This window comes from Halobacillus hunanensis (assembly GCF_900166655.1).
Lineage (GTDB): Bacteria > Bacillota > Bacilli > Bacillales > Halobacillaceae > Halobacillus_A > Halobacillus_A hunanensis.
The window spans coordinates 1,037,863-1,059,205 of the sequence record NZ_FVZB01000006.1; the positions used below are offsets into that span (position 1 = coordinate 1,037,863).

Consider the following 21,343-nt stretch of genomic DNA (forward strand, 5'->3'; position numbering starts at 1 on the left):
AAGATTATTTGTTTAACTCAGCCCACTGTCTTTCAAAGTTCGTAAACGGGTCTGAAGTACTGCTTGATTCTATGATTGAATCGTCCTTACGCTTAGTCATTTTCTTGTAAATGACGTAAAGCACGTAGGCCGCAGCTAGTCCAATGACAGCAAAGATATTGGATACAGCTATACTCAGAATCACTAATCCAAGCACAATCCAGGCAATTTTGCCAAAGGTTGAGTCAGACTTCATGAATTGCTTAAATACTACATATAGCAGCCAGACGCTGACTCCCAATAGAACCATTGGACCAAGGTTAGCCAGCAGAACGCCCAGCGCCACAAGCCCTGCAATAAACAGCAAAAACTTTTTCATCGGCATTTCCCTCCTCGCTTATTTCTTATCTTCATGATACGAGGAATGTAAGTTTTCCGTAATGAGCCAGGGATATATTTTCGACTAGGACCAGGGGCGTATCTTTTTACATAAATTATATGATTTACGCTGAAAATACACTTATAAGGTTACTTTTTTGTGAGGAGTGAATTGATCTATGGGCAAACGATCAAAGTCTAAACGGACGATTCAAAAAGGAAGAGATGCCGTTCAACCGGCCACAGGTGAAGAGAGAATCACCATATCAAAATCGGGTAAGGAATTAGGAGATAAAAAAGAGCAAGATTAATTAAGAATGAAAAAGCCTGAAATCCAGCGAGTGATTTCAGGCTTTTATGATTATTCTATTATACGAAGTTCCTTTGGAGTTTTCGTTAATGTTTCATAACCATTCTCTGTAACGAGGACATCATCTTCTAATCGTACTCCTCCGATTGCCGGATCATAGATACCAGGTTCAATCGTATAAGTCATTCCTTCTTTTAATACCCCGTCATTCAAATGACTCATGGAAGGAAATTCGTGAACATTGATACCTAGACCATGTCCAATCCGATGTGGGAAAAGTTCACCATATCCAGCCTCTGTAATCAGGTCTCTTGCAGTTTGGTCAAGGTCCCCGATCCGGGTTCCGGGTTTACTGATTGAAAGAGAGGCTTCAAGTGCTTCTTTCACTTTTCCATAAATAGCTTTCTGTTCATCGGAAGCAGATTTATATGCAAAGGTACGAGTAATATCTGATGTGTACCCTTTCCAGACAACACCTAAGTCAAATAGTACGAAATCTCCTGCTTTTAGTTTGCGGTCACCAGGGTTTCCGTGAGGCTGTCCAGACTTCTCACCAAATAATACCATCGTGGAGAAGGACATTTCAGCAACACCTTTTTTCTTGAGTTCATACTCAATTGTTGCAAGAACTTCCATTTCAGTAATGCCTTCCTCAAGAGCTTCAGTACCAACTTTGACCCCGTAGTCAGCAAGCTCTGCTGCTTCACGCATGATGCTAATTTCGTTTTCATCTTTTACTACACGCATCTCGTTAAGCTGGCCTTCCACGTCAACTACGGCCACTTCATCAAACAGAGACAGCAGCGATTCACTGCGTCCATATGAGAGCACTTGTTTCTCAAGTCCAACTGTGTTCACCTGGGAAATTCCATTCTGCTTCATTTTATCTGCCATCATCATCCAAGGATCTTCATGATCTGCATAGCCAATTACTTCATGGGTCCAGCCAGCATCGCGAATTTGACCCGCTTCCATGCCAGGAAGTACAACGATCGGGTCTGCTTCTGCGAAAACGAGCAGTCCCAATAAACGCTCATGCGGATCTGTATGAAAACCTGTCAGATAGAAAACGTTCTCTGTAGAATTTAAAAATGCTACATCAATATGATTCTCTTTTAAGTAATTTGAAAAACTAGTCAATCTATGTTCCATAAGATCATCCCTTCTTAATTACATTACCCTCTCCATCATATCTCAAAAAAGCACTCACTCCAAATATGACAGAAATGCCATTAAACCAATTATCCCCACCTCAGGTCATCCATATTCTGGATGACCTGAGGTGGGGATTTATTCCATAAAAAAACGAGCACTATTATCGTGCTCGCTGCTTGCTATTCACCTAATTGGTTTAGGTTTTGCTGGATTTCCTGAATATCTCTGATGGCTTGAAACAAAGCTGAATTCTCCACCGCCTCGATATTGATCACTTGTTCTTGAGCGGCCTGAATCATTTCTTCTACGCCTGATTCGAGTTGCTCTGTGTACCCCATGAGATCATTGTGAATACTCTCCGCGAGTTCTGGAGGATTCAGGGACTGTACTTCTTCTATTTCAGTTTGAAACTCTTGAAGACGTTGTTCTACATCAGCAAAAGCAGTAGCATCATTTTGAGCCTGCTCAATTAACTGCGGCAAGTCGCTAGAAAACTCCTCCGCATCAGCAATAAATTGTGTCACATCTTCCGTATATTGCAATCCATTCGTTGCTTCCTCAATCAGGCTGCAGCCACTCAATGCGACTAATAACAATGGAAGTATAAACAGTTTTTTCATTCGATCTCCTCCTCTTCCATGATTACCTACCATACGAATAGAACAGATAAAGGTTCCAATAAAATTAATCTTAAGTCAAAAATCACTACTGTTTTTGAACCTTTTGCAACAACTCGTCTGTTCTCATTTCATTTAAGGGGTACCTTCGATATAATAGCAGAGGATTCTAATTGTAAAATGGAGGGATTTCCATGGACCGTACTCGATTTTTCATACGAGTTTCAGCCATTTACGCTTTGATCGGCGCTTTTATGGGCTCACACATGGCTGGTGGCGGCGGCTATCAACTTACTGCAGTCCACGCACACATTCTCGTTGTCGGATGGTTGTCTTTGTTTGCTTTTGGTATGTATTATAAAATGTTTTCCATCCCGAAGAACTCTAAATTATCCAAAGTACATGTCTGGACTTCTTTCTTCGGAGTACTTGGTCTCACTACAGGCATGTGGCTATATTTCACGAAGCCTTTTGGAGACGGAATGGAAACGTTCAACACCGTATTCTTTATTGTAGGCGGGACGATTTTATTAATTGCTTTTGTTGTTTTCGCTATCATGGCATTTGTACATGGCAAATTCATTTCCGAAGACTAAAAAATCCAAGGCAGACCTTTTTAAAGGATACTGCCCTGGATTTTTTAGATTACGGTTCCAGCCGCATCAGCCGATCATCTTCTTCATCTGGATTTCCTCGGCCATCCGTATTATTTGTTATAAAATAGAGCGATTCTCCGATCTGCTCAACATCTCGGATCCTTCCATATCCATCCACCGTCACGGCAGGATCTTCTTCATTAAGAGAAAGCGTACGCAAAGCCGTCCCTCTTAATGTTGCGATATATAAATTTTCATTAAACACCACAATCCCTGAAGGTGCCCATGTGTTCTGACCTGTTTGGTATAGAGGTGGCTGCATCCCTTCAACCTCTTCATCTCCAACGATCCGGGGCCAACCATAGTTATCTCCGGGATTGATCACATTTACTTCATCATGGTTGTCGGGTCCATGTTCTGATGCATATAATTGTCCGCTCTTATCCCATGCCAGCCCTTGCGGATTTCGATGCCCATAGCTATACACATAGGAACCTTTGAAGGGATTATCTTCCGGAACTGATCCATCCAAGTTTATACGCAATATTTTACCGGCTAAGCTGTCCCTCTCCTGAGCGAGCTCACTGTCCAGCGAATCCCCTGTTGTAACGTAGAGTTTTTGATCCGGTCCTATTTCAATCCGGCCTCCATTATGAAAATTGGCCCCTGGTATATTTTCTAAAATGACCTCCGTTTCCAACCATTGATCATTCTTATATTCGAGCACAATAACCCGATTTTTAATTTGACCATTTTCTTCATAGGTATGATAGGCGAATGCTTGACGGTTATCACTGAAATCAGGGTCAAGCGTAAAGCCAAGCAATCCCCCTTCACCAATCTGGGCAATGTCTTCTTCCGTTTCAACCTTCATTCTCTTTAAGCCTTGCTCCTCTGTCCATGAAACGATTCTTCCTTCTCGTTCGGTTATGAAAATGGTGCCTTGATGGGACTCAATATCCCATGGCGATTGCAGGTCTGTAACGACTTCATCAATCTCGCCTGCAACTCCGGTCTGCTTCTCCACTTGTTCCTTCTGTTCATCTTCCGGCTGACATCCTATCATAATCAAAAGAATCAAAAGACAAGATAGAAGAACCCTCATACTCTACCTCCGTACTGAGTCGTTTCTTCTAGTATAGCAAGACTGCTATAACATCTCACGTGTTAAGCTGCTCTGCGTAGAGGAGTACGATGAAGCACACCTTTCTCCAAACGATAGGCAAAAAGCGCCGCTAATATTGTTAACGCTAAATCTTTGACTAAGAATGGAGTCATACTTGTCCAAGCAATTGCGTACCCAATCCCTGAACCTTCACCTACCCAAAGATGAAGAGCCATGTACATCCAGTTCACTCCCACTACATAATTAATAACTAAACCAACAATAGCTGCAATCATGTAGACAGAGAAACTTCTGCGATTTTCAACCACTTTCCCCACTACAAAGGCTAACACCATAAAAGAAAGGATAAATCCAAATGTAGGCATGAACAAACTTCCCATCCCTCCTTTAAATCCTGCAAAAACAGGAGCACCTATAAGACCGAGAACGGTATATACAAACATAGAAAAGAAACCTAACCGGCTTCCTAGTATAATACCAGCTAATATTGCGACAAACGTTTGTAAGGTGAGTGGTACGTTCATAATAGACAAAAAGGGCGCAAAAGCAGTTATATTCGAACCAATTGCCATCAGTGCCACAAATAGAGCACCGATGGTTATTTCATAAGCTGTTGAACGTGAATGTTGCAACTTATTTTCCTCCTATTCCTTATCTATATAAATAACATAGCTGAGAATAAGAAGCATTGTCAACCTATATATCATTAAGTTAACAAGTATTCGTTTTCTTAATTAAACAAACCTTTACTCACCGATATTTTCTTATTAAGGAATTCAAGTGAGTGATTTGAACTAATTACCCCCTCCCAATACATGGTGACTTTTTACTTATTTTGGTGTAAAGTATATTAAAAAAATTACGGAGGCGTTTCCATGCTATCCTACCAGCGCTCCATGGGACAATACGAAACACCCTTATCGACTGTCGAATACATGGTGAAGACTATACTCCAGGAAATTAAGCAAACACCACAACCAGCCCATATATTAGATCCTTCTACAGGTGATGGTGTGTTTGTCAGGGCGCTGATAGAAGCAGGAGTCGATCCTACCTATATTCATGCTTATGATATCGACCCTAACGTTTCCCTAGACGTACCTGATGTGCAATTCATTCATCAAGACTTCCTAACATCAAAGCCACAGCAAGTTTTCGATGCGATTATAGGAAACCCACCCTACAAATCAATTCGTCACAGTGATTATTTTAAAAAAAATAAACAGGACCTCGAAAAAAACTTTAAAGAGATCGGTGTGCATAATTTGTATACCCTCTTTATCTATAAGGGACTTCAGTTATTGAAAGAAGGCGGAGTTTTATGCATGATCGTTCAAGATTCTTTTTTAACGAATGTGCATTATACCAAGTTTCGTCAGTACTTAATAGATCACACAGAAATAATTGAAATCATACTCGCCCCCAGGAAATTGTTTCACGTTGGCAAAGCTGATGTACGAACAGCCATTATAACGATTAGGAAAGGTTCTCCTAAGCCAGATCACGTGATGAAATTAGTCGACCGCTTGGCAGCAGAAGAATACAATTCACCTCCAGCAGAGCGAGTACAATATTTACAACAATCCTATTTTCGTATGATGCCTGGTTCCAATTTTGCCATTAATGTCCCTGAGGAAATTCTCTCCTTATTTATAAAACCAGAATTCACCCTGGCTGATAAGGTACAAGGAGGAACAGGGATTTCAACTGGAAATGATAAACAGTTTCTATTCAGGCCCTGGGAAGTCAATGAAGATGATGAGGAGTGGATTCCTTTCTATAAAAATGGAGGGATTCGTGATCGATGGTATTATGAACCGAAATACTACATTCATAAGAATTGGGAAAAGTATAGCCGGGCAGTCCCTAAATTTACCGTTCGTAACCAGAAATTCTTTTTCCGTGAAGGAATTACCTGCTCCTCTATGGGGATCGACTTTCAGGCATCATACCTGCCTAAAGGCAGTCTGTTTGGGGTAAACACAAACCTCTTTACTGAAAATGAAGAAGAGCTTTATTACCTTCTAGGTCTCCTAAATAGCAATTTGACTAGCTACATGCTGCGTAAAGTGTTAAATCGCACAAATATGATTACTTCCGGATATGTTAAAAAGCTGCCTTTTATTGAGCCGGACCCTCCATTAAAAAGCTGCATTTCCAAGCAAGTAAAGCACATCGTATCTGAGAAGCAGAAAAACTTATCCTATGATCCCACTATTCAGCAGCAAAACATAGATAATAGTATTTTTGATGTTTATCGCATCTCGCCCAGCAACCGAGTTCATGTTAATAATTTTTGTGAACAGCTTATTGAACTGTTATAAGAAAGCAAGCTCAAGCTGACAATGGGCTTGAGCTTTTCGCTATGTCAAAAGCTATGCAGCTTTCAAACTTTTCCTTTTCTTCCTAATGTCTCTCTTAGTTAATATGGACATAATTAAGGCCACCACGAAGAGTCCGGCAAAGAAGATTAAACTACTTTCATAGCTGCCCGTTGTATCATTCATATAAGCTGCAAATTGCGGTCCGGCAAGACCCGATGCGGCCCAAGCTGTCAAAATATAACCATGAATGGCACCTAATTCTTTCGTACCAAACAAATCCCCAATAAAGGCTGGGATTGTTGAAAAACCTCCACCATAACACGTGTAAATAATACCAAGTGAACTACCCACCACTTACCACCCTTATGGATGCTTGAAGTGGGGGCTTCTTGGGTCATCACCACTTTTGTTAGCTAGTGAAATGGACCAAGCTAACCCTCTTGTTCCAAGAGTTTTTATTTTATTAGGCAATCGCTAATAAGCGAATGCCTTCTTTTTTGATGTTTAGGGCAGCGTTGTAGTCTCGATCAAGATTTAGGCCACAAGCACAATGATAGATACGTTCTGACAAGGCTACCTCTTTTACGGAGCCACAACTTGAACAAGTTTTTGTAGAAGGAAACCATTTGTCTATTTTGACAAGTTGTTTCCCTTGTTCATGTAGCTTGTACAGCAGAAAAGAAGTGAACATTCCCCATCCATTATCAGCTACACTTTTTCCAAATTGAAGTGCTTTCGACATTCCCTTCATATCTAAATCTTCGATAATGATGGCATCATAATTCACAACGAACTCTTTCGACGTATGATGAAGAAAATTTTTGCGTTGGTTGGCGACTTTTTCTTGAATTTTAGCCACTCGAATCCGTTGTTTATTCCAATTCGAAGAGCCTTTCTTTTTTCGAGAAAGCTTGCGTTGTTCCGTTGCTAATTTATCAAGCATTTGACGATAGAAACGAGGATAATTGGCTTTCTTACCTGTTTCACTATCGACAAACAATCCATCCATCGCAAAATCTAACCCAACAACACTTTGAATTTCCTTGCCTTTAATCTCTTTTTCATATTCAGTCAAAATCGAAATATAGTATTTTCCTGATGCCGTCATTGAAATGGTGCATGACTTCATGTTGTGCTCCACAGGAATCTGTCTATGTTGCTTCATTTTTACTATTTTAAGTTTAGGTAATTTGATATGACGATCCAATAACTCAATATTTCCGTTTACGACATTCGTTGTGTAGCTTTGTTTATGTCTCTTACTTTTGAATTTTGGAAACTTAGCGTTACCTTTGAAAAAGGCTTTATAAGCCTTATCTAAGTTTAGCTGTGCATTGGCAAGCGCTAAAGAATCAACTTCTTTTAGCCACGAGTATTCTTTTTTGTATTTAGCAGGAGTCGGGTGTTTCACCTTTTTTAAGGTTTCTTTATCATCTTTGAGGCGATCATACGTTTCTTTTCGTTCTGATAACATTTTGTTATAGATAAAGCGAACACAACCAAAGGTTTTGTGTATAACGATCTCCTGTTCTTCCGTTGGATACAGACGAAATTTATACGCTTTATTTTGTTTAGCCATATCAAATCACCTCACTTTATCTCTTGATTTTCAATATACGTTTTCACCACTTCAATAGGTGAACCACCAGTAGTCAATAAACAGAAACTTCTCGACCAAAACATTTCTTTCCATAGTTTTTCACGCACATAGGGAAAACCCTTCTTGATAAGTCTCGAACTTGCACTTTTATACGCATTGACGAACTTTGATAATTCACTGTTGGGGTGAGCTTTGAACAGGATATGAACATGATCTATATCATGGTTCCACTCAACCAATGTAATATTGTATTTCCCGCCCAATGACACAAATTTTTCTTTTGCATAATCAGAAATTGAATCGTTCATAACTTTTCTTCGGTATTTCACTACTAGTACAAGATGATAATACATTAAGAATACTGAATGATTATTACTATCTAATTTCATTGGTATATCAATCCTTATGTTTTATAAGACTGATTATACCATGTCTATAACAAAAAGTCTTAGGGCTAACGCCCAACCGAAATTCATCTCCCCCCTTACCGTTAGGATACACCCTTCACACGCTTGAAGAGGGAGACTTCTTTCAGAAAAATGTTAAATTCAAAATTTTATGAAATAAAAAAAGAGGATGCTTGTATACAATGGTACGTACAAGCACCCGAATTATTATGAACGTTGGACAAACTCAATAATTTCTTTGTTAAACCCCTGGTAGTAGACCACCTCTAGCCCTGCCATACTGTATGGTCCCTCATAAATAGACAAACCCCTGTTGCTAAGTTCCCGGATTTTAGCCGGCAGGTCAAATACCTCTATTGCAAAATGTACCCCCTGAGGCTGTCGATCTTTAGGCTGGACTAATTCAATCGTACAGTCTTCATTTGTTAAAAAAACGATACGTTCATCTGGGAATTCCAGCCTCCTATCAACCGTAAACCCCAACTGGCAGCAATAAAACCTCTCCGCCTGCTCAACATCGAACACTTCAACCCCGACATGATGAAACATTTACAGTCTGCCTGGGACAATTAGATTCATGTCCCCAAATTCATGCCAAAAATAACCCTGTTCAATGGCTTCATTATAAGCTCCTATTAATACCTCATGGTCAACAAACGCTGTGAGCAAGTCTAGATGACTAGCTTCTGGTTCATGGAAGCCAGTTAAGAGGGCATCCACTATTCTCAAGGAATGCTCCTGATTAATATACAAATAGGTAAGAACAGAGTCCTGCGGAGTTAAGCGATCATTCCGAACAGCTGATTCCAGCGCACGTACAACGGTTGTGCCTACAGCTGTCACACGGCGCCCTTCCTCTTTGGCTTTATTGATAACTCCAGCTGTTTCATGCGGGATCGTGTAAAGTTCGGGATGACTGGACGGTGACGGCCATTTATCATCCTCGTAATAGCTCAAAGAAGTATGAAGTGTAACATAGCATATTTCCACCCCTTTTTCTTCCAACGCCGCGATGATTTCCCAAGTAAATGCGCGTCCGGCTGAGGCCATCTCAATAGATCCTGGTACAGAACTATAGACGGTTTGATAGTCATTCAGCGGCCAAGGGTTTTCCACATACTCATAGTAAATTGGGGATCCATAGTCATAAATATATTCCATCAGCGAAATCCCGCCGAACTGGAATTTCAATACTTGCAAAGGATGTTCACTTCCCCTCCCTTCAACTGTTGCCAAGAGGCCGTTTTGAAAGTAAATGTTTTCCCCATCTCTGTATTGATTTCCTACTAACAACACTTCGTACCGATCATGATTTACTTTCCTGGCTAATCGAACTTCAACATCACCATTTGCTCCGCCAGCTTGCAAACTTGAAGGGATCGTTCTCGACCGATTGAGGACGATCACATCACCTGCTTGAAAAGTATCGATTATAGTACGGAAGTGTGTATGCTTCCTTTTTCCGGACAATGGGTCTAGCACCATCATTCTAACTTGGTCACGCTCAAGACCTCTTCGTTCTATAGGTGATGATGCATGAAGATGAGTAGGAATTTCAAACGAGGTTAACAGATTACTCATGTACCAGCGCCTCCCTTGAGAAACCTTCCGCTTCGAAGCGTTCCCCGTTATGGTTTCTCGATTCATCAGAAGCTAAATAGAAGAAAACGTCTAACCTGTCTTCCGGTCTTGCCAGCTGGTAATCGCAATCAGGAACGGCTCGATCATGCATTTCGGTATCCATTTCACCCGGATCTACCATATTAATTCTTATACTATAATCAGCAATTTCGCATGACCACGTTTGTGTCAATCCTTCCACGGCAAACTTTGAGATCCCATAAGCGCCCCACTCGGCAAACCCAGTATGCCCCGCTTCTGAAGTTAAGTTAATAATTGAACCAGTCCGGTTTGCAATCATTCCTGGCAGCACTCTTTTGGTCACGAGAAATGGATTCATGCTATTGACTTTTAACACATGAAGAAACTGTTCATGGTCATAATCAAGAAGCTGCTTAGGGCCAGGGCCGAATACGGAAGCATTATTAATTAACACATCCACACTTCCGAATCGATCCTCTACTAGAGAAACGAACTTTTCGATATCATGGACGTTTGAAACGTCCGCTTGGAGAGCAATCACTTCTGCACCTAATTCCTCAATCTCTTTCTGTACGGCTTTTAACTCCTGGGCTCCCTTTGCACAAATAGCAATACGATGATTCTGTTTAGCGAACCCTAAGGCTAACGCTTTCCCAAGACCCTTAGAGCCACCCGTTATCATAATGGTTTTACTCATAATAAAATCTCCTTTCCCTATCTAAGTATCCTTAGTATAGAAAAAGGAGACACACTAAGCATGAGTCACATAAAGTATCTTTATCTCACACATTCGATGCAGGAGTATTTACGACTTTTGTCGTAATCTATTTCCCAGGAAATAGATTAATAAATTATTTTGTAGTTTTTCCATTCTTCCGGTAGAAGATTGACGTATTTATTATTCAAAAATCGATCATCAATTAATTGGATAACCCCGTAGTCTTCTTCTGAACGAATAAGCCGTCCTCCAGCTTGCAGTACCTTATTCATCCCTGGGAATACATAGGCGTAGTCATACCCATTGCGGCCACGCTTTGAAAAGTAAGACTTAATTAATTCACGTTCAAAATTGCGCGGTGCTAACCCAATTCCTATAATGGCCACTCCGTTTAGACGGTCTCCTCTTAAATCAACACCTTCAGAAAAGACCCCTCCCAGTACAGCAAAACCTGCTAAGTGTCCGCCTTCAACAAATTGAGCAAGGAAATCATCCCTGCGTTCCTCCGTCATCCCTTGTTCCTGTGACACAGCATCTAGATCATACGATTGAAAATGTTCATAAACTAACCGCATATACTGATAGGAAGGAAAAAAGAATAAATGATTGCCAGGTTGATTTTTCACCTGATTATACAATAGTTCAGCCAGACGATTCGCAGTCTGTTGTCTATTTTTAAACCTTGTTGATAATGACACCAGGCTTACGTCAATTTGCCCCGGGTCATATGGGGAAGGAAGTCTGAGGATATAGTCATGATCCTGCCCGCCAAGCATATCCTTGTAATAACCAAACGGTGATAAAGTAGCAGAGAAAAAGATATTGGAACGAAACGGCTTCGAAGCTTGGTGCAGTACGTGAGAAGGATCGATGCAATAAAGTTTTATGCTTATATGCTGGTTAAGGCTGTTGCCAATATAGACATAATGCTCATCAACCATACCCAGTATTTTCAGGAAGTTTTGGGTTGCAAAATAACACTCAAGCAACACCTCATCTCTTTCTTCCTCCTCGTTCTGATCACGAAGCTGACGTTCAGCTTGGTTTATAAACCTTTCCAGATTCTCTTCTAACTGACCAGGGATATCATCAAGCTGGTATTCTATTGCTGATTCCCTTGCGTCTACGGCGTCCATATCTTTCATAACACTTGCTGCCGTTTCAGCTAATTCATTATTTGTTCCTCTATACTGTCTGTTAATTCCCTTATATGATCCGCCAGTAATTTCAGCCGAGTACATTTCCCGGGCACGCTCCACCAAATTATGGGCTTCATCTATTAGTAATGCTGTTTTTTTCTTTTGCTCCGGCATTAGTCTTTTAAGTGATACGCGTGGGTCAAAAATATAATTGTAATCCCCTATTACAACATCAACGACATCAGTTAAATCCAAGGAAAACTCAAAAGGACATACCCGATGTTTTCTTGCGTATTTTTCGATAACGTTACGGGTAATTTGCGTTTCATTCATTAACACGTCAACGATAGCTCCATTAATTCGATCATAATAGCCATCTGCAAACTCACAATAATCAGGCTGGCAAATCGTTTCTTCTTGAAAACAGATTTTGTCCTTAGCTGTCAATGTTACAGAACGTAACATTAAGCCGGTTTCTTCCATCAAACGAAGCGCTTCCTCAGCTGTCGAACGAGTGACCGTTTTTGCTGTTAAATAAAATAACCGCTCATGCTTCCCTTTTTCCATGGCCTTTATCGCCGGAAATAACGTTGAGATCGTCTTGCCTATACCTGTAGGCGCCTGGGCAAATAAGGTTCGTTGTTCTTGAACTGTACGATACACACTCCCTGCGAACTGACGCTGTCCTGATCGATAGTTTGAAAAAGGAAACGTTAAATCGGGAATCGTCTTTTGTTTTTGTTCACGAATATGCAAAAGAATTCTGGCATATGACATGTATTCTTCGATGGTTTGCTGGATAAAGGATTTCAGTTCAGCTACTGTGTATGTGTGAACAAAGCGCTTCTTTTCCTTCGTTTGTTTTTGAACATAGGTTAGTTGAACATCTATTGTGTCCAATCCCTCTTGTTCCGCGTAGATAAAGGCATACCCCTTAGCTTGAGCCCAATAGACCGGAAAGCTGTTTTCAGTGAGCTCTTCAAGCTCAAGAGCAGTTGACTTTATTTCGTCGATTTTCGGGCCTTTTTTTGTGGTAAGAACCCCGTCACATCTTCCATGAATATGCAGCTTGATCTCCTCGTAAGCGTATGTATATTCAAGGGGGACTTCCTTCTCTTCGCCTTCGTTGTATTCCTTCTGAACAGCTTTATGGATAGCTGTTCCTTCTTGCAGCGCCGTATTGGATCGAAATCGATTATCGATACTGCCTTCACGATACACATATTCAACCAATGCCCGCACCGAAATACTTAACTCCTGATCCACTAAAACCCCTCCTGCCTACAAACAAGTGATAAAACACCGTCAATTTTTGCTATCGATTTTCGAATGTCTACTTAATAAGCTAACATGTTATAATAATAGGTAAATCTTATATATTTCTCAAAATTTGATTTCAACATATACTAATAATAATAAGCGAAATTACTCAGAAACTACAGGTGATTGCATTATGAAAAAAATAAAGTGGTTGGCCATTGTTATCCTTTCACTAATCTTTCTGATTTTGATTCTCGCCTCTTTTATCAATCAACCTGAAAGTTCGTCTAATCCAAACAATAGCCAAACACCCACCGAAGAGAAACAAACAGAAGAAGAAAAACCTGTTCCTAAAGAAAAAGAGTACGATCAAAAGCCTGCCGAAGAAGAAGGAACTTTAAGCGAAGGGTTACGCGAAGTCTTTTCCAGTGTGATCGAAGGAGCTAAACATCTTTTTGTGGAGGAAGACTTAAAAGTCGTCGCAATAGGCGATTCTCTAACACAGGGGGTTGGCGATCGCACAGATAATGGCGGATATGTAGGTATAATAGAAGAGACGCTTAACAGCAACATAGAAGGCGAAGATATTAATATTGAAAATTACGGAAAGCGTGGTAATCGTACTGACCAGCTGCTAGAGAGAATGGAGGAAGAAGAAATGGCTTCCTCTATTGAAGAAGCTGACATTGTATTAATTACGATTGGCGCCAATGATATGATGAAGGTCGTGAAAAACAACTTCACAAGCTTAAATTATGAGGATTTTGCAGCCGAGCAAGCGGGTTATGAAAAACGTCTCCATGAAATTATGCAGCGTATTGAAGAATTAAACCCTGATGCACCATTTTACCTAATCGGCCTTTATAATCCTTTCTCTAAATATTTTGAAAACATACCTGAACTTACACAAATCATAAATGAGTGGAACCGTATTGGTAAAGAGGTTATTTCACAATATGATCAGGCTGTCTTTATACCGATCAAAGATATTTTTGCTGGCAAACTGGAGGAATACTTATGGAAGCAAGACCATTTTCACCCCAACGAAAAAGGTTACAAACAGATCGCCAAACGGGTTCTTGAAGTCATCAGGCCCGAAATTGAGAAATAACACAGGTGGAATGCAAAATGTTTAAACGATGGTTTCTTAAAAATAAATGGAGGTCCTCCTTCTTCCTATTAGCTGTCATCAACCTGGGCATAGTTGTTTGGATATTATCTTTAATTTTTCTTCCTACCTCATATACGCTCGTTAATGTTCAGCCGGAAGAAGAGAGCTCAGATGCGGAATTTACAATTGTTTCGACTAAACAAAATCTAGAGCAGTTAGCCAACGAGTATTTAAGTGAACTGTCAACACAAACAGTATTTGATTATTCCATTTCTTTAGACCGAAACGTTACGCTCATAGGTAATATTAAAGCATTCGAACAGACTATCCCTATTAAAATGGAGCTAAACCCTGTCGTACAAAAAAATGGGGACCTCGTCCTGGAACAGGAAAAAATTTCACTCGGGAAACTACCCCTGCCAAATAAAAAAGTCCTGGAATTTGTCGCCGAAAATTATAAACTGCCTGAATGGGTAAGAGTTCATCCCAATGAAGAAAGTATATATCTGGCGGTTACACAAATGGATACAGCCTCAAACTTCAATGTTGAAGTGGACCGCTTTAACTTAAGTGCTAATCAACTAGCCTTTCGCATCTCCGTTCCACGCGAGACTTTCGACATAGCACAAGTTATCGCAGAACAAAAGCTGCAACAATAACCGCCGCTCTTCTTAAAGAGCAGCGGTTCCTTTTTTTATATAAAGTTCATTTGGAATTTCTGAAAGAATCGGACAGTCATTATCGTAAAAAACATCCAGTTCGTGCATGGCTCTTGTACAAGCCGTATACAACATTAAATGCCCGCCATCGACTTGATAACCAGGATTAGCAGCATTATATACGACCACTCCATCAAACTCTATTCCTTTGGCCAAATAAACTGGAAGAATAAGCACACCTTCTTGAAAGGATTGTGTTTCTTTATAGATTAACGAAGCGTTTAGTTCTTCTCCTACTAACTCATACGCTGACTTGCTTTCTTCCAGTGAATAACAAAGAATAGCAATCGTTTTATGGCCTTCTTTTTGCCGATTAAGAACAACTTCAATGACCGTCTTTTTAGTCTCAGGCTGCTTTTCGATCTTCCAAAGCCTTGGCAGCTGTCCGTCTCGATTAAAGGCTTCAATATTCGCGCCATCTTGCAATAGACATTTCGTAAAATCAACAATAGGTTTTGTTGAACGATAACTCCTGGACAAATCCATTTTTGTTGCTCCTCCATCATGTACCTGCTCATCCAAAATGGTCTTTTGCCCATGGTTATGAGAATATATGGCCTGATGTTTGTCGCCTAAAAGTGTGAACCGTGCCTGCGGGAACAGCTCTTTAATATAATGAAACTGAAAAATAGTGTAATCTTGGGCTTCATCCATAAACACATAACGGATCGAAGTATTAACTTTTTTCCCTTCCAGCTGATCTTTTAAATATAAATATGGAGTTTGATCTTCAACAGGGAGATAGCGCTGCTCCAAGTTTCGTATGGTACGCTTACATATTGTCTCCCAGTCTTTTGGAAGCTTTTGATTTTGATTAGATAAATCACGAAACAGCCCAGTGTAAATTTTCCTCACATGAATAAACTGATAATCTGCTACCTGTTTTCTTAAAGAATCAACCCTGCGTTTGACCACCCATTTTCTAAGCAGCATTTCCTCTTTTTCAAAATCATCGAAGGTTTCCTCATCAAAGTTATGACCGTGCTCAAGCTGTTGGAAGGCTTGGTGGTACTCTTCTTTATTGAGCAGCCCTGCCTCTTCCTCTGCCCAATCCTTCATTTGCTCTTCTCTCTCTAATTTTTTCAGCTCGCTGAACAACCAACCTTTTACGAGGTCTACTCTGTTGGCCATCTTCATTGAAGGATCCAATTGATAAAAATACTCTTTTATATCCTCAGCGGTGATTCGAAGCTCTCCTCTGAACTTGAGATTTCTAAACTTCATACCGTGTGCAGATAGCTCCGTCAGGTAATGATCGATCATCTTTTTATAATCAACACTTGATTTAAAATCCACAGCCTCTTGGTCTTCGGGCACGGAACCGTCGGCCTTGGTAACTAAAGATTCTTCAAGTTGTTCAAAAGGGGCTTGTAAAGTAAATTCACTATCCAGACGTTTGGAAACGTACTCCTGAAATGTTGACTGTTGCATCGGCTCCTCACCTAATTCAGGCAGTACAGCAGCAACATAACTGGAAAACATTTGGTTTGGAGAAAACAGTAAAATCTGATCTGCATTGATTTGCTTGCGATGTCTATACAGTAAATAAGCCACCCTTTGCATGGCTGCTGAAGTTTTCCCGCTCCCAGCTACCCCTTGGACAAGCAAGAGCCGGCTGCTTTCATTTCTAATAATCGCATTCTGTTCTTTCTGTATCGTAGCTACGATACTTTTCATTTGAGAACTTGCCTTGTCCCCGAGAACTTTTTGCAGCAATGAGTCCCCAATGGTAACCCCGGTATTAAACATGCCTGTTAACTGGCCGTTCTCAATTACATACTGTCTCTTTAATTCGATTTCACCTTTAACAGTGCCGGAGGGGGTAAGGTAATGAGCCGGACCAGGTTCAAAGTCGTAGTACATACTTGAAACAGGCGCACGCCAGTCATAAACAAGAAAGAATTCTTCTTCCTCATCCATGAGTGAAGAAACTCCTATATAGATCTTTTCTTTTGCTTCCCCATTCTCATCAAAATCAATCCGTCCGAAATACGGAGATTCCTCCATTCGTTCCAATAGCTGCTTATTCTTATGATAGTGACCATGGCTTCGTTCCCGTTCCGACAAAAGCTCTGATTGCTGTTTAATACTTGCATAGGTTTCTACGGCATCATCAACCTCATCAAAATTGACTGTCACATCATCCCAGAATTTCTTTCGAAGGTCTATTATATCTTCTTTAAGCGATGTTGTATTTTGCAGTAATTGTTCTTTCTTCGCATCGATCACCTTGCGTACATCGGCAAGTCTTTTTCGCTCGACACCCCATTCGTTACCATCACGAGTCATAACATAATCTTCCTTCCGCAAAAAAGTTGACAAACCTCCCAAAATCATTTAAAATGTAAAATGGATAGTTATACACTTAACAAAATACCAAAATTTATAATACCACACTTTTCTGTGGAAAACAAACTCTTAGACACCAGTGTGTGTCTTTTTTTATGCTATTTATTGATACTATGATATTATTTTTCTATAACTAAAGATAAGGAGTGACAGCATGCAAGTTGTTCATAATATTGCTGATTTAATCGGAAATACTCCGCTTGTAAAACTTAACCGAATAGTTCCAGAGGATAGTGCAGCTATTTACTTAAAATTAGAGATGCAAAACCCCAGCGGCAGTGTGAAAGACAGAGCTGCTTACAATATGATCATGCAGGCTGAGGAAAATGGCCACCTTAAAGAAGGGTCCACCATTATTGAACCAACCAGCGGCAATACAGGAATTGGAATTGCTATGAACGCCGCCGCTCGCGGATATCGTTCCATTTTAGTTATGCCCGATACAATGACCCAGGAGCGTATCAACCTATTAAAAGCTTATGGGGCAGAAATTTTTTTAACACCAGGTGACGAAAAAATGCCTGGAGCAATCGCTAAGGCTAAAGAGCTTGTTGAAGAGATTGACGGCGCCTTCATGCCAATGCAGTTTGAAAACGAAGCAAACCCCGATGCCCATAGAAACACAACGGCAACGGAGATCATTGAGGCCATGAATGAAATCGGCAAACCCCTTACTGCATTTGTCTCGACAGCGGGAACTGGCGGGACGATAACCGGTACAGGCGAAGAGTTAAAAAAACACTATAGTGATTTATCGATTCACGTTGCGGAGCCTTCAGGTTCCCCTGTACTATCGGGCGGAGAACCGGGTAAACATAAACTTGTAGGGACGAGCCCTGGTTTCATCCCAGACATCTTAAACGTGAACGTCATGGATGAGATTTTCCAAGTGACTGATGAAGATGCTTATGACGTGACCAGGCGGTTAGCACGCGAAGAAGGACTGCTGCTTGGAACCTCAAGCGGTGCAGCTTGCTGGGCAGCACTTGAAGTTGCTAAAAGGAAAAGCCCAGAAGATGTAATCGTGGTGATCGCACCTGATACAGGAGAACGTTACTTATCAGGCGATCTTTTCCGTTATTAAACCATGAAAGAGAGCCACTAGTTTAAAGTGAGGCTCTCTTTTTTTACGCTATAATCGATATAAATCGCGAAACCGCAAATGCCAGCCCGAGTGATAGGAAATAATGCGACAGCTGAAAACAACCCCGAATAAAGTATATTTTTGCCACACGTTCCCTAGATCTACTAATTCCAGACCAACGATAAGGCCAATCGCCATTGCCCATACAGCATAAATCTCCTGATGAAGCACCATAGGTCTTCTTTGGGCAAGCACATCCCTCGTCATTCCTCCCCCAACGCCGGTTATGATCGCTGCAAAGATAATACCTCCAAGCGGAAAGTTCTGCTCAATTGCGAAAGCCGCACCTTGCAATGCAAAAGCCGATAACCCTATCGCATCCAGATAAACGTTCCAGCGGTCCCAGAACATCACCCAGCCTTTTGGAAAAAAGTAGACTACCGCAATCGTGAAAAAGGCGACATAAAACAGATAACCCTGCTCCCAAACATGGACAACCGGTACATCCATGGCTATATTTCTAATAATTCCTCCAGCAAAAGGAGTGGCAATACCTAACATAAACGTACCAAATATATCGTACCGCTCACTCAAAGCCACAATGGCTCCACTAAAGGCAAACGCACTGACAGCTATAATCGTTAATATCTCAAAAGACATCACGGTCCCCCCTCTCAACGTACTTTTTTAGCCAACACGCCATACTAATCAAGTCAAGATTACTTTATCTCTATTCAGGGTAAAAAACTAATAGCTTATTACTTAATCAAAAAGCTGGACAAATAGTGATTTAGATCGCTATATAATAGATACCTTCTAAAAGGCATCCTGCTTTCTTGAAATATTTTAAATGACGGGCTAATTTGTTGCAAACTGCCACAAGGACTTTCAGAACAACACTCGAATAAATATATTAATATAGAGATAGTAGGTGTGGAAAATTATGAGACATTGGCTGGTTCAACTAAGGAAGGAAAGAAATTTAACACAACAACAAGTAGCTAAAGGGGCATTTATAGACAGGGCTTATTATGCACAAATTGAGACAGGGTCCAGGAACCCCAGTATCGCAGTTGCCTCACAAATTGCAAGTTTTCTTCATGTGAATCCGTCGTTATTTTTCTCTGAACATTTAAGCGAACCATTTAAACTCGCCCTTCTTCATTCCCCTATTATCGTGGCACATTGTGACCTTGAATTGAAATATACTTGGATGTTTAATCCCAATCCAGACTTTGACACAAGGACCATTATCGGAAAAAGAGATGATTATAATGGTACAAACAATGGAATTGTCGAGCTTATGGAGTTTAAGCGTAACATAATAAAAACAAAAGACACGCTTCACAGGCGCATTCATTTTCCTGTTTCTGATGGCATTGTAGAATATTATGTTTTTGGCCAGCCCTTATATGATAGCGATGGACGGATACTTGGAGCAGCAACAACTTCTACTGCACTATTACCATAAGGCAAGGGGGTACTACCTTGAATTTAGAGCAGTTACCTATACGTATACTTAAAGTAACCCATAAGAGAGCCATTGAACTGGAATTAGATGAAGAATTCATCAATCTTATTGAGAATGAATTATCTAAAAGAGAATTCAAACGAAAAGTACGTCTTGACAGCATTAATTAAATCTAAACACTCGGCGACTATTACTTCACGTGGCTGCTTCCAGAGGAAGAGCCATTTAAGAGAGATACTTTCATAATGCCCAGAATCAAAGATTATATAAAGATCGAAACAAGCGAAAGATTTTTTCTTTGCCAATTCTTTTCCATCTTAACCTTATTGACAAATATAACACAACATAGTATCATTTATCTTGAATTCGAGATAAATACGAATACTTATTCAGGAGGTGGTTGATGTGAATATTAAAGGAATTCATCATGTATCAGCCATTACAGCCAACGCTAAGAAAAATTACGATTTTTATACAAATGTTTTAGGCATGCGACTCGTTAAAAAAACAGTAAATCAGGACGACAACTCTATGTATCACTTGTTTTACGCTGATGAAAAGGGGAATCCCGGTACAGATTTAACCTTTTTTGAGATACCACGAGCTGGAACGACTTACCCTGGTACTCACAGTATTTCAACCACTTCATTAAGGGTGAAAGATGACAGGGCTTTAGATTATTGGAAAAAGCGCTTTGACCAGTTTGGGGTCGAACAAGAACCGATTAAAGAACTTATGAACAGGAAAACTTTGTCTTTCCGTGATCCTGAAGGTCAGCGAATGACACTCGTATCAGATGAGAATAATGAGGGTGTAGCACCTGGAGTGGCTTGGGATCAATCTCCAGTGCCCCAGGAAGTAGGAATTAACGGACTTGGCCCTGTCCATCTGACCGTTGCCGATGCTGCCCCTACAGCAAAGGTCCTGACTGATATCCTCGGATTCCGTAAAGTTGGAACAGTTGATGATCGTATTGTTTTTGAAACGGGAGAAGGCGGAACTGGAGCAGAAATTCATATTGAGGTTAATCCGGAATTGCCACGAGAACGTCCTGGCCGCGGCAGTGTCCATCACGTTGCTTTTCGTGTCAAAGATGAATCAGAACTTGCCGAATGGGCAGATAAAATCAAACACGCCGGTTTCCCTAATTCAGGGCTAGTGGACCGTTTTTATTTTAAATCTCTATATTTCAGGGAGCCAAACCACATTCTATTCGAGCTGGCAACAGATGGCCCGGGATTTACTACAGATGAAGATGAGAAGCATTTAGGAGAAAGCTTAGCTCTTCCTCCCTTCCTTGAACATAAACGTGAGGATATCGAATCAAAATTAGTTCCTCTTAATACTCTAAACCATTAAAAAGCCTGTGATCCTTATAATGGATCACAGGCTTTGCTT

At 40.5% G+C, this 21,343-nt stretch carries 22 protein-coding genes and 1 pseudogene; 9 read left to right on the plus strand and 14 right to left on the minus strand.

Translation table 11 applies throughout. The features are described from left to right. Positions 1 to 4: 4 nt before the first annotated feature. Positions 5 to 358 carry a lmo0954 family membrane protein gene (locus B5354_RS10700; RefSeq protein WP_079528603.1) on the minus strand — a complete coding sequence of 118 codons (354 nt, stop codon included), beginning with the start codon at positions 356 to 358 and terminating at the stop codon, positions 5 to 7. A 178-nt stretch (positions 359 to 536) separates the two neighbouring features. On the opposite strand from B5354_RS10700, the gene B5354_RS20265 reads away from it, so the two are divergent. Next, positions 537 to 668 carry a competence protein gene (locus B5354_RS20265; protein WP_139377104.1) on the plus strand — a complete coding sequence of 44 codons (132 nt, stop codon included), beginning with the start codon at positions 537 to 539 and terminating at the stop codon, positions 666 to 668. A 50-nt stretch (positions 669 to 718) separates the two neighbouring features. Here the strand turns inward: B5354_RS20265 and B5354_RS10705 are convergent, their stop codons facing one another. Continuing rightward, positions 719 to 1,819: a M24 family metallopeptidase gene (locus B5354_RS10705; protein WP_079528605.1), complete on the minus strand. Its 1,101-nt coding sequence runs from the start codon at positions 1,817 to 1,819 to the stop codon at positions 719 to 721. A 182-nt stretch (positions 1,820 to 2,001) separates the two neighbouring features. After that, a complete protein-coding gene (locus B5354_RS10710) occupies positions 2,002 to 2,442 on the minus strand; it encodes a DUF6376 family protein (protein WP_079528607.1) in 441 nt (146 codons plus the stop codon). Positions 2,443 to 2,633: 191 nt separating this feature from the next. Here B5354_RS10710 and B5354_RS10715 point away from each other — a divergent pair, with 191 nt between their 5' ends. Then, positions 2,634 to 3,035 carry a hypothetical protein gene (locus B5354_RS10715; protein WP_079528610.1) on the plus strand — a complete coding sequence of 134 codons (402 nt, stop codon included), beginning with the start codon at positions 2,634 to 2,636 and terminating at the stop codon, positions 3,033 to 3,035. A gap of 49 nt (positions 3,036 to 3,084) precedes the next feature. On the opposite strand, the gene B5354_RS10720 is transcribed toward B5354_RS10715, so the two are convergent. Both B5354_RS10720 and B5354_RS10725 read right to left on the minus strand, forming a co-directional pair. Beyond that, a complete protein-coding gene (locus tag B5354_RS10720) occupies positions 3,085 to 4,140 on the minus strand; it encodes a PQQ-dependent sugar dehydrogenase (protein WP_079528612.1) in 1,056 nt (351 codons plus the stop codon). Between the two features lie 62 nt (positions 4,141 to 4,202). Next, positions 4,203 to 4,793 (minus strand): biotin transporter BioY, encoded by a 591-nt coding sequence (locus B5354_RS10725; RefSeq protein WP_079528614.1) that lies wholly within the window; start codon positions 4,791 to 4,793, stop codon positions 4,203 to 4,205. Positions 4,794 to 5,036: 243 nt separating this feature from the next. Between B5354_RS10725 and B5354_RS10730 the strand changes: the two genes are divergently transcribed. Beyond that, a complete protein-coding gene (locus B5354_RS10730; protein WP_079528616.1) occupies positions 5,037 to 6,485 on the plus strand; it encodes an HsdM family class I SAM-dependent methyltransferase in 1,449 nt (482 codons plus the stop codon). A gap of 51 nt (positions 6,486 to 6,536) precedes the next feature. Here the strand turns inward: B5354_RS10730 and B5354_RS10735 are convergent. From B5354_RS10735 to B5354_RS10765, 7 genes and pseudogenes are all read right to left on the minus strand, one after another. Continuing rightward, a pseudogene (locus tag B5354_RS10735) lies at positions 6,537 to 6,824 on the minus strand (MFS transporter); the annotation flags it as partial. A gap of 124 nt (positions 6,825 to 6,948) precedes the next feature. Then, positions 6,949 to 8,064 carry an RNA-guided endonuclease TnpB family protein gene (locus B5354_RS10740; RefSeq protein ID WP_079528618.1) on the minus strand — a complete coding sequence of 372 codons (1,116 nt, stop codon included), beginning with the start codon at positions 8,062 to 8,064 and terminating at the stop codon, positions 6,949 to 6,951. A gap of 11 nt (positions 8,065 to 8,075) precedes the next feature. Continuing rightward, on the minus strand, positions 8,076 to 8,474 hold the full coding sequence (gene tnpA, locus B5354_RS10745; RefSeq protein ID WP_079528619.1) for an IS200/IS605 family transposase: 399 nt from the start codon (positions 8,472 to 8,474) through the stop codon (positions 8,076 to 8,078). Positions 8,475 to 8,699: 225 nt separating this feature from the next. Beyond that, the gene (locus B5354_RS10750; RefSeq protein WP_079528621.1) at positions 8,700 to 9,041 is read right to left on the minus strand and encodes a VOC family protein; all 342 of its coding nucleotides are present in this window, start codon (positions 9,039 to 9,041) and stop codon (positions 8,700 to 8,702) included. Then, positions 9,042 to 10,073 (minus strand): S-adenosylmethionine:tRNA ribosyltransferase-isomerase, encoded by a 1,032-nt coding sequence (locus B5354_RS10755; RefSeq protein WP_176142461.1) that lies wholly within the window; start codon positions 10,071 to 10,073, stop codon positions 9,042 to 9,044. Then, complete coding sequence (locus B5354_RS10760) at positions 10,066 to 10,791, minus strand: SDR family NAD(P)-dependent oxidoreductase (RefSeq protein ID WP_079528625.1); 726 nt, start codon at positions 10,789 to 10,791, stop codon at positions 10,066 to 10,068. The genes B5354_RS10755 and B5354_RS10760 overlap by 8 nt, the downstream gene beginning before the upstream one ends. A gap of 146 nt (positions 10,792 to 10,937) precedes the next feature. Next, positions 10,938 to 13,217 carry an ATP-dependent DNA helicase gene (locus tag B5354_RS10765; RefSeq protein WP_079528627.1) on the minus strand — a complete coding sequence of 760 codons (2,280 nt, stop codon included), beginning with the start codon at positions 13,215 to 13,217 and terminating at the stop codon, positions 10,938 to 10,940. A gap of 187 nt (positions 13,218 to 13,404) precedes the next feature. On the opposite strand from B5354_RS10765, the gene B5354_RS10770 reads away from it, so the two are divergent. Then, complete coding sequence (locus B5354_RS10770; protein WP_079528629.1) at positions 13,405 to 14,322, plus strand: SGNH/GDSL hydrolase family protein; 918 nt, start codon at positions 13,405 to 13,407, stop codon at positions 14,320 to 14,322. Between the two features lie 17 nt (positions 14,323 to 14,339). Next, on the plus strand, positions 14,340 to 14,981 hold the full coding sequence (locus B5354_RS10775; protein WP_079528632.1) for a YpmS family protein: 642 nt from the start codon (positions 14,340 to 14,342) through the stop codon (positions 14,979 to 14,981). A 12-nt stretch (positions 14,982 to 14,993) separates the two neighbouring features. On the opposite strand, the gene helD is transcribed toward B5354_RS10775, so the two are convergent. After that, complete coding sequence (gene helD / locus B5354_RS10780; RefSeq protein ID WP_079528633.1) at positions 14,994 to 17,330, minus strand: RNA polymerase recycling motor HelD; 2,337 nt, start codon at positions 17,328 to 17,330, stop codon at positions 14,994 to 14,996. Between the two features lie 214 nt (positions 17,331 to 17,544). Between helD and cysK the strand changes: the two genes are divergently transcribed. Beyond that, positions 17,545 to 18,474, plus strand: coding sequence for a cysteine synthase A (cysK, locus tag B5354_RS10785; RefSeq protein ID WP_079528636.1), 930 nt, complete (start codon positions 17,545 to 17,547; stop codon positions 18,472 to 18,474). A 48-nt stretch (positions 18,475 to 18,522) separates the two neighbouring features. Here the strand turns inward: cysK and B5354_RS10790 are convergent, their stop codons facing one another. Further along, positions 18,523 to 19,134 (minus strand): trimeric intracellular cation channel family protein, encoded by a 612-nt coding sequence (locus B5354_RS10790; RefSeq protein ID WP_079528638.1) that lies wholly within the window; start codon positions 19,132 to 19,134, stop codon positions 18,523 to 18,525. A gap of 283 nt (positions 19,135 to 19,417) precedes the next feature. Between B5354_RS10790 and B5354_RS10795 the strand changes: the two genes are divergently transcribed. The 3 genes from B5354_RS10795 to B5354_RS10805 all read left to right on the plus strand — a co-directional run bounded on the left by B5354_RS10795 (position 19,418) and on the right by B5354_RS10805 (position 21,304). Then, complete coding sequence (locus B5354_RS10795; RefSeq protein ID WP_079528641.1) at positions 19,418 to 19,945, plus strand: helix-turn-helix domain-containing protein; 528 nt, start codon at positions 19,418 to 19,420, stop codon at positions 19,943 to 19,945. 17 nt (positions 19,946 to 19,962) lie between these two features. Beyond that, a complete protein-coding gene (gene sda / locus B5354_RS10800; RefSeq protein ID WP_176142462.1) occupies positions 19,963 to 20,115 on the plus strand; it encodes a sporulation histidine kinase inhibitor Sda in 153 nt (50 codons plus the stop codon). 235 nt (positions 20,116 to 20,350) lie between these two features. Next, positions 20,351 to 21,304, plus strand: a complete 954-nt coding sequence (locus tag B5354_RS10805; RefSeq protein ID WP_079528645.1) for a ring-cleaving dioxygenase — start codon at positions 20,351 to 20,353, stop codon at positions 21,302 to 21,304. Positions 21,305 to 21,343 lie beyond the last annotated feature (39 nt).

Coding starts and splice junctions, on each gene's coding strand:
- B5354_RS10700 (WP_079528603.1), bottom strand. CDS start 358: ATGAAAAAGTTTTTGCTGTTTATTGCAGGGCTTGTGGCGCTGGGCGTT.
- B5354_RS20265 (WP_139377104.1), top strand. CDS start 537: ATGGGCAAACGATCAAAGTCTAAACGGACGATTCAAAAAGGAAGAGAT.
- B5354_RS10705 (WP_079528605.1), bottom strand. CDS start 1,819: ATGGAACATAGATTGACTAGTTTTTCAAATTACTTAAAAGAGAATCAT.
- B5354_RS10710 (WP_079528607.1), bottom strand. CDS start 2,442: ATGAAAAAACTGTTTATACTTCCATTGTTATTAGTCGCATTGAGTGGC.
- B5354_RS10715 (WP_079528610.1), top strand. CDS start 2,634: ATGGACCGTACTCGATTTTTCATACGAGTTTCAGCCATTTACGCTTTG.
- B5354_RS10720 (WP_079528612.1), bottom strand. CDS start 4,140: ATGAGGGTTCTTCTATCTTGTCTTTTGATTCTTTTGATTATGATAGGA.
- B5354_RS10730 (WP_079528616.1), top strand. CDS start 5,037: ATGCTATCCTACCAGCGCTCCATGGGACAATACGAAACACCCTTATCG.
- B5354_RS10740 (WP_079528618.1), bottom strand. CDS start 8,064: ATGGCTAAACAAAATAAAGCGTATAAATTTCGTCTGTATCCAACGGAA.
- tnpA (WP_079528619.1), bottom strand. CDS start 8,474: ATGAAATTAGATAGTAATAATCATTCAGTATTCTTAATGTATTATCAT.
- B5354_RS10750 (WP_079528621.1), bottom strand. CDS start 9,041: ATGTTTCATCATGTCGGGGTTGAAGTGTTCGATGTTGAGCAGGCGGAG.
- B5354_RS10755 (WP_176142461.1), bottom strand. CDS start 10,073: ATGAGTAATCTGTTAACCTCGTTTGAAATTCCTACTCATCTTCATGCA.
- B5354_RS10760 (WP_079528625.1), bottom strand. CDS start 10,791: ATGAGTAAAACCATTATGATAACGGGTGGCTCTAAGGGTCTTGGGAAA.
- B5354_RS10770 (WP_079528629.1), top strand. CDS start 13,405: ATGAAAAAAATAAAGTGGTTGGCCATTGTTATCCTTTCACTAATCTTT.
- B5354_RS10775 (WP_079528632.1), top strand. CDS start 14,340: ATGTTTAAACGATGGTTTCTTAAAAATAAATGGAGGTCCTCCTTCTTC.
- helD (WP_079528633.1), bottom strand. CDS start 17,330: ATGACTCGTGATGGTAACGAATGGGGTGTCGAGCGAAAAAGACTTGCC.
- cysK (WP_079528636.1), top strand. CDS start 17,545: ATGCAAGTTGTTCATAATATTGCTGATTTAATCGGAAATACTCCGCTT.
- B5354_RS10790 (WP_079528638.1), bottom strand. CDS start 19,134: ATGTCTTTTGAGATATTAACGATTATAGCTGTCAGTGCGTTTGCCTTT.
- B5354_RS10795 (WP_079528641.1), top strand. CDS start 19,418: ATGAGACATTGGCTGGTTCAACTAAGGAAGGAAAGAAATTTAACACAA.